The following is an 8,057-nucleotide window of genomic DNA, read 5'->3' on the forward strand; positions in this document are numbered from 1 at the left end:
CCGAGCCACGAGGAGACACCCATGAAGGACTTCCTGCCCCGCACCCACTTCTCCGAAGAGCACGAGATGTTCCGCGACATGGTTCGCGGCTTCGTCGAGAAGGAGATCACCCCCAACGTCGAGCGCTGGCACAACGAGGGCATGCCGGACCGCGAGATCTTCAAGAAGGCCGGCGAGCTCGGCCTGATCGGCATGTCGACGCCGGAGGAGTACGGCGGCGGCGGCGAGATGGACTTCCGCTACAACCAGGTCCTCAACGAGGAGCTCACGCAGTCCGACTGCGGCTCGATCGTGGTGTCCTTCGGGACCCTCAACGACCTCTGCGCCCCGTACCTGGCCAAGTTCGGCAGCGAGGACCAGAAGCAGAAGTACCTGGCGGGCATGAACTCCGGCGATCTGATCGGCTGCCTGGCCATGACGGAGCCGGGCGCGGGCTCGGACCTGGCGGGCATGCGCACCTTCGCCAAGCGCGACGGCGACGACTGGATCCTCAACGGCACGAAGATCTTCATTTCCAACGGCATGCTGTCGGACTTCGCGCTGGTCGCGGCGATCACCGACCCGTCGAAGGGCCGCGCCGGCGTCTCCATGTTCATCGTGGACACGGGCCTGGAGGGCTACACCAAGTCGGGCCCGCTGAAGAAGGTCGGCCTGAAGGCGCAGGACACGGCGGAGCTGAACTTCGACAACGTCCGCGTCCCGGGCGCGAACCTGCTGGGCGAGGAGGGTGCCGCGTTCGGTTACCTCCGCACGAACCTGGCGCACGAGCGCCTGACGCTGGCCGTTGGTTCGGTCGCCGCCTCGCGCCGCGCCTGGACGCTGACCTACAAGTACGCGCAGGAGCGCGAGACCTTCGGCAAGCCGCTGATCCAGCACCAGGTCCACGGCCACTACCTGGCGGACATCGCCACCCGCATCACCTCGATGCAGGCGTTCGTCGACCAGTGCGTGATGGCGCACAACGCCGGCGAGCTCGATGAGACCGCGGCGTCGATGGCGAAGTTCTGGACCACCGAGGAGCAGCAGGACATCGTCACGCGCTGCACCCAGATGTTCGGCGGCTACGGCTTCATGCTCGAGTACCCGATCTCGACGCATTACCTGGACACCAAGGTGCAGACCATCTACGGCGGCACCAACGAGATCATGAAGGAGATCATCTTCCGCCGCATCGCCAAGGGCGGCGCCGCGTAAGGTCCGCGTTTCGGCGGGCGTCGGCGCTCCTCCTGGCCCGGCGCCCGCGGCACGGTTTCCGTGCCTGCCGCATTTTCGCTTGACGACGGCCCGTTCCCCTCGTGGGAACGGGCCGTCGTCGTTGCGCCGTGGGAGTCGAGCGGCGTCAGGCCCCGTGGTCGACGACGCGACCGGCCTCGAGTTCGACGATGCGGTCGCATTGGATGGCTTCGTGGGCGTAGTGGGTGGTGATCAGCACGCCGGTGCCGCGTTCCGCCAGCGCCCGCAGCCGCGCCCAGAAGCGGGCGCGGGACAGGGCGTCCATCCCGGAGGTCGGCTCGTCGAGGACGAGCAGCCGCGGGTCGTGGGCGATGGCGCAGACGACCGCGAGATCTCGTTGGGCACCCAGCGGCAGGTCTCCGACGAGGCGCTTTCCATGGCGATCGGCCGCGGCGTGGAGTTCCGGAGCGACGTCCGCGCCGAAGATGCCCGCGGTGAAGTCGAGGTTCTCGCGCGCCGTCAGTGTGGGATAGAGGCCGAGGCTCTGCGGCACGTACCCCAGGTCACGGCGGGCGGCCGGGCCTGGGTCGCCGCCGAGAAGCGTCACCGTGCCTTCCGTGGCGCGTTCGAGTCCGAGCATGATGCGCATGAGCGTCGTCTTGCCCGCACCGTTGCCGCCGATCAGGCCGACGATTTCACCGGAGCACACCTCCATGGACACGTCATCGAGCGCAGTGAAGGAGCCGTACCGCTTCGTGGCCCCATCGGCCTCGACGAGGAGATCGCCGGCGTCGCGCACGGTGACGCGTTCGGCGATCTCATCGCCTTCACCGCCCCCTTCGCCGTGGCCGCGATCAACCTCGCCGTCGTCGCCCGCGTCTTCGCGATCCAACAGGTACGCGATGGTCGCCAATTCCAGGTCCATCTCCGCGGGTACGGCGTCGGTTCGCGCGGTGCCGGGGCCTCCACCATCGGAGACTCCGGTGTCGGAAAGCACGGCGTCGGACGCCTCATGATCACGCGACCCGCGCCTCTCTCCCTCCCCCGGCAGCCAGAGATACCGCGAGCGTCCGCGCCGCCACTCCATTCCGCCGTCCGCGGATCCCGGGACGGAGGGGGTGTGGGCGGGACCGTCGTAAAGCAATTGGTGAACCTGCCCAGGAGCTGCGGCGATGACCCGCTCCGGCGTGCCCGCCGCGATGACCTCGCCGTGGTCGAGGAACACGACCTGCGCGGCATTCTCGGCCTCGTCGAGGTACGTGGTGGACGCCAGCACGATGGCGCCCTCCTCCGCCGCGAGCGCCATGAGCTCCCAGAGACGGGCGCGGGCGTCGACGTCGACGCCGGTGGTGGGCTCGTCGAGGATGAGCAGCGCGGGCGACGGGAGCATAGCCATGATCACGCCGAGCTTCTGGCGCATGCCGCCCGACAAATTGCGCGCCAGACGCCCCTCGGCGCCGTCCAGGCCGGCGGCGCGGATGAGCTCGTCCGCGCGCTCGCGGGCCGCCGCCTGCTCGAGATGATGCACGCCGGCGACGAAATCGAGATTTTCGCGGACCGTCAGCTGCGGCCACGTCCCAGAGCTCGACGGCTGGAAACCGACGTCCTTCGGAGACATGCCCTCCGCGGGTTCGGCGAGCAGCCGCAGCATCGCGGACTTCCCCGCTCCGTCGCCGCCGATGAGGACCGAAATTTCCCCGGGGCGGAAGCGGACGTCCGGGAAGCGGTCGCCGACGCCGAAAGGGGGCTTGATGCCGGCGGTCACTGCGATGCACCGCCCCGGGTGAGCAGGCGGTGCATCTTCAGGGTCGCGGCGGAGAAGACCACCACGGCCATGACCAGCAGGATGCCCACCTGCAACCAAATGTCGCCGAGGCCCGCGCCCTTGAGCATGATCCCTTGCGCGGCTTGGTTGAACCAGGTCAGCGGCAGCACGTAGCCGATCCAGCGGACGCCGGAGGCCATCGCGTCGAGCGGGAAGATGAGGCCGGAGAGCAGCACCTGCGGCATGACCATCATCATGGCCAGCTGGATCGCCTGGCCGGTGTTCTGCGACAGCGTGGAGATGAGCACGCCGAGCCCCAGAACGACGAACAGGAATATCACCGCCACCAGCGCGAACGCCGCGATGCTGCCGACGAAGGGCACGCCGAACAGCCACACGCCGACTGCGGTGATCAGCACGATGTCGAAGCACGCCAGCAGGAAGTACGGGATGATCTTGCCGAAGATGATCGCCGACGGGCTCAGCGGCATCACCGCCAGCTGCTCGAGCGTGCCGGATTCGCGTTCGCGCACGAGCCCGATGCTGGTCACGGTGGTGCCGATGAACGTCAGGATCAGCCCGATCAGGCCCGGCACCATGACGGTGGAGGTCTTCAGGTCCGGGTTGAAGTGGACGGTCACGGTGTCTTCGTCGGCCGCCTCGGCCATCGCCTCGAGATCGACCGGCAGCCTCGGCGCTTCGCCCGGCGCGGCCGGAGCACCCGGGCCCGCACCGACTCCCGCACCGGCACCGGCCTGCGCCAGTTCGCCGATGTGCCCGATGGTGTCTTCGGCGAGCACGCGCATCCACGTGCGCTGCAGCCCCTGCGCCCCGAAGAGGTTGGTGCCGTCGACATGGAGGTGGACGTCGTCGCGCAGCATCCCCTCCCCCGTGGCGGCGTATAGGACGGCGTCGACGTCGCCGGTCTTGAGCATCTCCTCGACGTCGGCGTCGGTGGCGGCCGGGTCGGTGCCGACGATCGTCAGCCCCTCGTCCGCGGCGTCGATGGTCCCGAGTTGCTCGGTCACCGCCGTGGCCCCGGGGCCGAGCACCTTCACGTCGACGCGGTCGACGGAGAAGTTCGCCGCGTACCCGAACACGATCAGCAGCATCAACGGCACCCCGACCAGCAGCCCCAGCGTTCTCCGGTCGCGGGTGAGCTCCCGGAACTCTTTCGCGATCATCGCCTTCACGGCGACCCCTTCCATTGATTTCACTGTTCGGTGAATTAGCCTAGCACCGTATTTCACTGGTTGGTGAAATGAGCTTGACGACGGCTATGCTGGACCGGACACCCACCTCGTGAAAGGCACCGGACAGGCGATGGTCGAAGGCGTGCGGCGCGGACCGCGAACGGCGGAGCACGGCGGCTCCAGCCGGGACGACATCCTGGCGGCGGCCCGCGGCGTGTTCGCGGACACGGGGTTCCAGGGTGCGACCATCAAGGCCATCGCGGACGCCGCCGGCGTCGACAGCAAGCTCGTGCACTATTACTTCGGCACGAAGCGCGACCTGTTCTCCACCGTCATCGCCGAGGACTTCCGCTCTCGGAACCTGCTGGCGACCGTCGCCGACGGGCTCGCCGAGACCCCGGGTCAGGCCACCCACTCCCCCGGGACGATGTACGTGCGCACGGTCCTGACGGCCATCAAGGATCCGCACATCGGCCCGACCTTCCTGGGATTGGTGCGCAATCTCGGAGTGCACGAGGAATCCCGCAGGATCTTCCTGGACTTCGTCACCACCGAGGTCATCGCGCCGCTCGCCCCGAAGGTGCGCGGCGAAACTCCGGAACTGAGCATCTCCCTCGTCGGGTCCCAGCTGCTGGGCCTGATCATCGCCCGGCACGTGCTCGCCGTGCCGGCGATCGCGGACGCGGACGTCGATTCGCTCGCCGCCCGCGTCGGCCCCACCCTGGACCGGTACTTGGGCATCGTCGACTAGCGGACCGCACGGACCACACGGACCGGCGTTCGCTCCGGCGTGCGCCCGCCAGGCCCGGCACCTGTACCCTCTGGGGCATGCCGACTTCGCCGACGACCGACGAAACCCGCGACGACGCCCCCGACGCCACGACCGTGATCGCACCCGAATCCCGGGCCACCGCCGCGGATGGCGGTTCCGCCACGGTCATGGTCGGCGGCCGCGCGGTTCGCGTGCTCGTCGCTCTCGGCGCAGCGTTGGCGACGTTCCTGATCATCGGCTTACCGACGGACATCATCCCCAACCCGATCTTCGGCCGAGACGTCCCCGTCCGCCCATGGGAGCTGCCCGTACTCGCGGCCACGTCCGTTCTGACGGGCATGTACTTCGGCCTGCAACGCCCGGGATCCGAAAAGTCCGCTCCCGCGATCGGCGGCGCGGGGCTGGCCATGTTCGCCGTCGCCTGCCCCGTGTGCAACAAGGTGATCCTGCTCGCGTTGGGCACCTCGGGGGCGCTGGGTTTCTGGCAGCCGTTGCAGCCCTTCCTGGCGGCGATCTCGCTGCTCCTTCTGCTCGCCGCGGTGATTTGGGCGTGGCGGCGCAACCCGTGCGCCGACGACGGCTGCGACTCCGGGGGTTCGCCGCGCTGATCAGGCTCCGTTCACGCCCGGTCCCCGAGCCTCCTCACCCTGCCCCGGCATGAGAATCGCTCGGCATGGGGCGCAAAACGGGCGACCACAATGGCGGTCACCCGAAACGGCGCCGCTGAAGTGCTGAAATACGCTGGCCACCATGACTACGTCAGGTGGCAACGGCGGCTCGGACGACTGGGGCTGGAGCACCGAACCCGGCCCGGAAGCTCAAGCCGGCAACGGCAACCCGTACGAGGGCAACGCCCCCGACACCGCCGACACCGCGGCCCATGCAACATCGACCGCGCCCGCCCCGGCGAAGTCCGGCGGCAAGTGGAAAGTCATTCTGGCGCTGCTCGTCATCATCCCGCTGGGCATCGCCGGCGCCTATTTCGGCATCAATGCCCTGAACGGTTCCGAGGACGACGGCCTTTACGTCGAGTCCATCCCCGGCGCCGACGCCGGTGAATTGGCCGACGACGAAGCTGCAGGCTCCGGCACCGACTCCTCCGGCGGCAATGACTTCGCCAAGCCGATGTCCGGCCAGTACAGCGGCGAGGTCAACCAGGTCGGCATCGCCGCGGGTGCCCGCAGCGCGACCTACGCGGCTCTGATCGAGATCGCCGACGACGCCTCGACCATCGACTACCCGGAGCTCAATTGCTCGGGCCGCCTCGTCTTCGAGGGCATGCAGGGCAACAAGGCCGTCTACCGCGAGGTGCTTTCCGAGGGCGTCGGCCGCTGCGACGACGGCGGCACTTGGTGGTTCAGCGGCAGCTACCACGAGCTCACCGGCCGCTATGTCCCGGCCAGCAGCCGCTACGAAAGCACGGGCACCTTCTACCGAGAGACCTGGTCGCGAGGCGACGACACCAGCGAGCAGTGGTAGTCGCTTGACGACGGCCAATGTCGCGGCAATGAATCACGTCGTCGCAAAGCAACCGGAACCGGGCAACCCCCGTCCGTGGTCGCCCGTAAAGGCCGCACTGAACTGGTGAAATACGCTGGCCACCATGACGAATTCAGGTGACGGTGGCGCGGACGACTGGGGCTGGGGCGTGCCCGCGGATTCCGCTCCCGAAGCGGATAACGCGTCGACCACGGAGTTTCCTCCCCAGGCGACGCAGCACCCGCCGCATCAGCAGTTCGGGGCGTACCCGGGTGTGCCTCAGGACAATTCCGCAGAGACCGGGAAGCGGCGCCCGAAGTGGGTGCCGATCCTGGCGCTGCTGATCATCATTCCGGTGGGCATCGCCGCCGCCTTCTTCGGCGTCAACGCCCTGCGGGATTCGGGTGGCGGAGACGGGTCGACCGGCCTCATCGTCGACGGCGCCGGCAGCGGCGGCCAAGGAGGCTCGGGAGACGGCCCGTCGCCGAGCGGAACCGTGAAGGACGACTCGGAGCGCCTCCACTTCCACACGGGGGACATCGGCAACAGTGACCTCGACCCGATTCAGTCCGAGCCCTTTTTCTCGGGCGACACGAATTCCGAGAACGTCCGGACGATGGCCGACCGGGAATACCTCGGCCGGAACATGTTCCAGGAAGACATGAACGGGAGCGCCGACTCCACGTCCTACGAGATCAGGATCGGCATCGACGGCGACGACGGATGGGTCGAATACCCGACCCTGGGCTGTTCCGGAACCCTCCGGTACACCGGGACGCAGGGCGGCACCGTGGTGTACGAGGAGGTCATCACCTCCGGCACGCAGAACTGCGCCGACACCGGAACGTGGTGGTTCCGCGTCATCGACGAATCGAAGAGCACCGTCGGCGGCTTCTACGAATCGAGCGACGGCCGTTGGCGCGTCAGCGGCGCCTTCTACGACGACTGAAGCACCGGCCGAGGCACCCGCTGACGCACCGACTCCCGGCCGCTACCGCCCCGTGAACTCCGGGGCACGCTTGTTCAGGAAGGCGTCGACGGCCTCCTTGTGATCCTCGGTGACCACCAGCCGCTTCTGCGCCCCCGACTCGCGGTCGGCGATGGCCAGCATCGCCGAGGCATCCTTCACCAGCGCCTTGATCTCGCGGTAGGACCCCGTCGGCCCCGACGCCAGCTTCCGCGCGAACGCCTCCGCGGCCTCGTCGGCATCATCGCCGTCCACGACCTGCGTCACCAGCCCCAACTCGAGGGCGCGGGAGGACCTGATCGGATGGTCGTCGTAAAGCAACTGCAAAGCCTGCGCCGGGCCGACCAGCTTCGGCAACAGGTAGCTGATGCCGCAGTCCGTGGCCAGGCCGATCGACGGGAACGCCGCCTTGAACGACGCCGATGCCGCCGCAATGCGGAAATCGCAGTTCAGCGCCAACGACCAGCCCGCGCCGGCCGCCGCGCCATTGACCGCCGCGACCACCGGCACCGGAATCGCCGCCAGCGCCGCGATCATCGGGTTGTACTCCGTGTCGACCTTGTCCATCGCCGACGGCTCGGTCATCTCGGTCAGGTGCTCCTTCAGGTCCTGGCCCGTGCAGAACACCTTCTTGCCGCCCTTGAGCAGCACCGCGCGCACGGGGCCCGGGTCGGCGGTCGCGTCGCCCGAGCCGGTGGGGCCGGTTTC

At 68.5% G+C, this 8,057-nt stretch carries 8 protein-coding genes; 5 read left to right on the plus strand and 3 right to left on the minus strand.

Features of this window, described 5'->3' with window-relative positions:
* Nucleotides 1–21 precede the first annotated feature (21 nt).
* Nucleotides 22–1,194: an acyl-CoA dehydrogenase family protein gene (locus tag GX015_RS08735; RefSeq protein ID WP_291344425.1), complete on the plus strand. Its 1,173-nt coding sequence runs from the start codon at nt 22–24 to the stop codon at nt 1,192–1,194.
* Between the two features lie 145 nt (nt 1,195–1,339).
* Here GX015_RS08735 and GX015_RS08740 read toward each other — a convergent pair whose 3' ends face one another.
* A complete protein-coding gene (locus GX015_RS08740; RefSeq protein ID WP_291344415.1) occupies nt 1,340–2,938 on the minus strand; it encodes an ATP-binding cassette domain-containing protein in 1,599 nt (532 codons plus the stop codon).
* Nucleotides 2,935–4,131 carry an ABC transporter permease gene (locus GX015_RS08745; RefSeq protein WP_291344417.1) on the minus strand — a complete coding sequence of 399 codons (1,197 nt, stop codon included), beginning with the start codon at nt 4,129–4,131 and terminating at the stop codon, nt 2,935–2,937. Before GX015_RS08745 ends, GX015_RS08740 begins: the two co-directional genes overlap by 4 nt.
* 109 nt (nt 4,132–4,240) lie before the next feature.
* Here GX015_RS08745 and GX015_RS08750 point away from each other — a divergent pair, with 109 nt between their 5' ends.
* From GX015_RS08750 to GX015_RS08765, 4 genes are all read left to right on the plus strand, one after another.
* On the plus strand, nt 4,241–4,882 hold the full coding sequence (locus GX015_RS08750) for a TetR family transcriptional regulator (protein WP_291344418.1): 642 nt from the start codon (nt 4,241–4,243) through the stop codon (nt 4,880–4,882).
* A 77-nt stretch (nt 4,883–4,959) separates the two neighbouring features.
* Nucleotides 4,960–5,511, plus strand: coding sequence for a hypothetical protein (locus GX015_RS08755; protein ID WP_291344419.1), 552 nt, complete (start codon nt 4,960–4,962; stop codon nt 5,509–5,511).
* Nucleotides 5,512–5,653: 142 nt separating this feature from the next.
* Entirely contained in the window at nt 5,654–6,382 is a 729-nt protein-coding gene (locus GX015_RS08760) for a hypothetical protein (protein ID WP_291344420.1), read from the plus strand.
* Between the two features lie 124 nt (nt 6,383–6,506).
* Nucleotides 6,507–7,331 carry a hypothetical protein gene (locus GX015_RS08765; RefSeq protein ID WP_291344422.1) on the plus strand — a complete coding sequence of 275 codons (825 nt, stop codon included), beginning with the start codon at nt 6,507–6,509 and terminating at the stop codon, nt 7,329–7,331.
* Between the two features lie 42 nt (nt 7,332–7,373).
* Here the strand turns inward: GX015_RS08765 and GX015_RS08770 are convergent.
* A partial coding sequence (locus tag GX015_RS08770; RefSeq protein ID WP_291344423.1) for an enoyl-CoA hydratase-related protein occupies nt 7,374–8,057 on the minus strand: 684 nt, incomplete at its 5' end.

The sequence above is a fragment of the Corynebacterium sp. genome (genome assembly GCF_012837295.1).
Lineage (GTDB): Bacteria > Actinomycetota > Actinomycetes > Mycobacteriales > Mycobacteriaceae > Corynebacterium.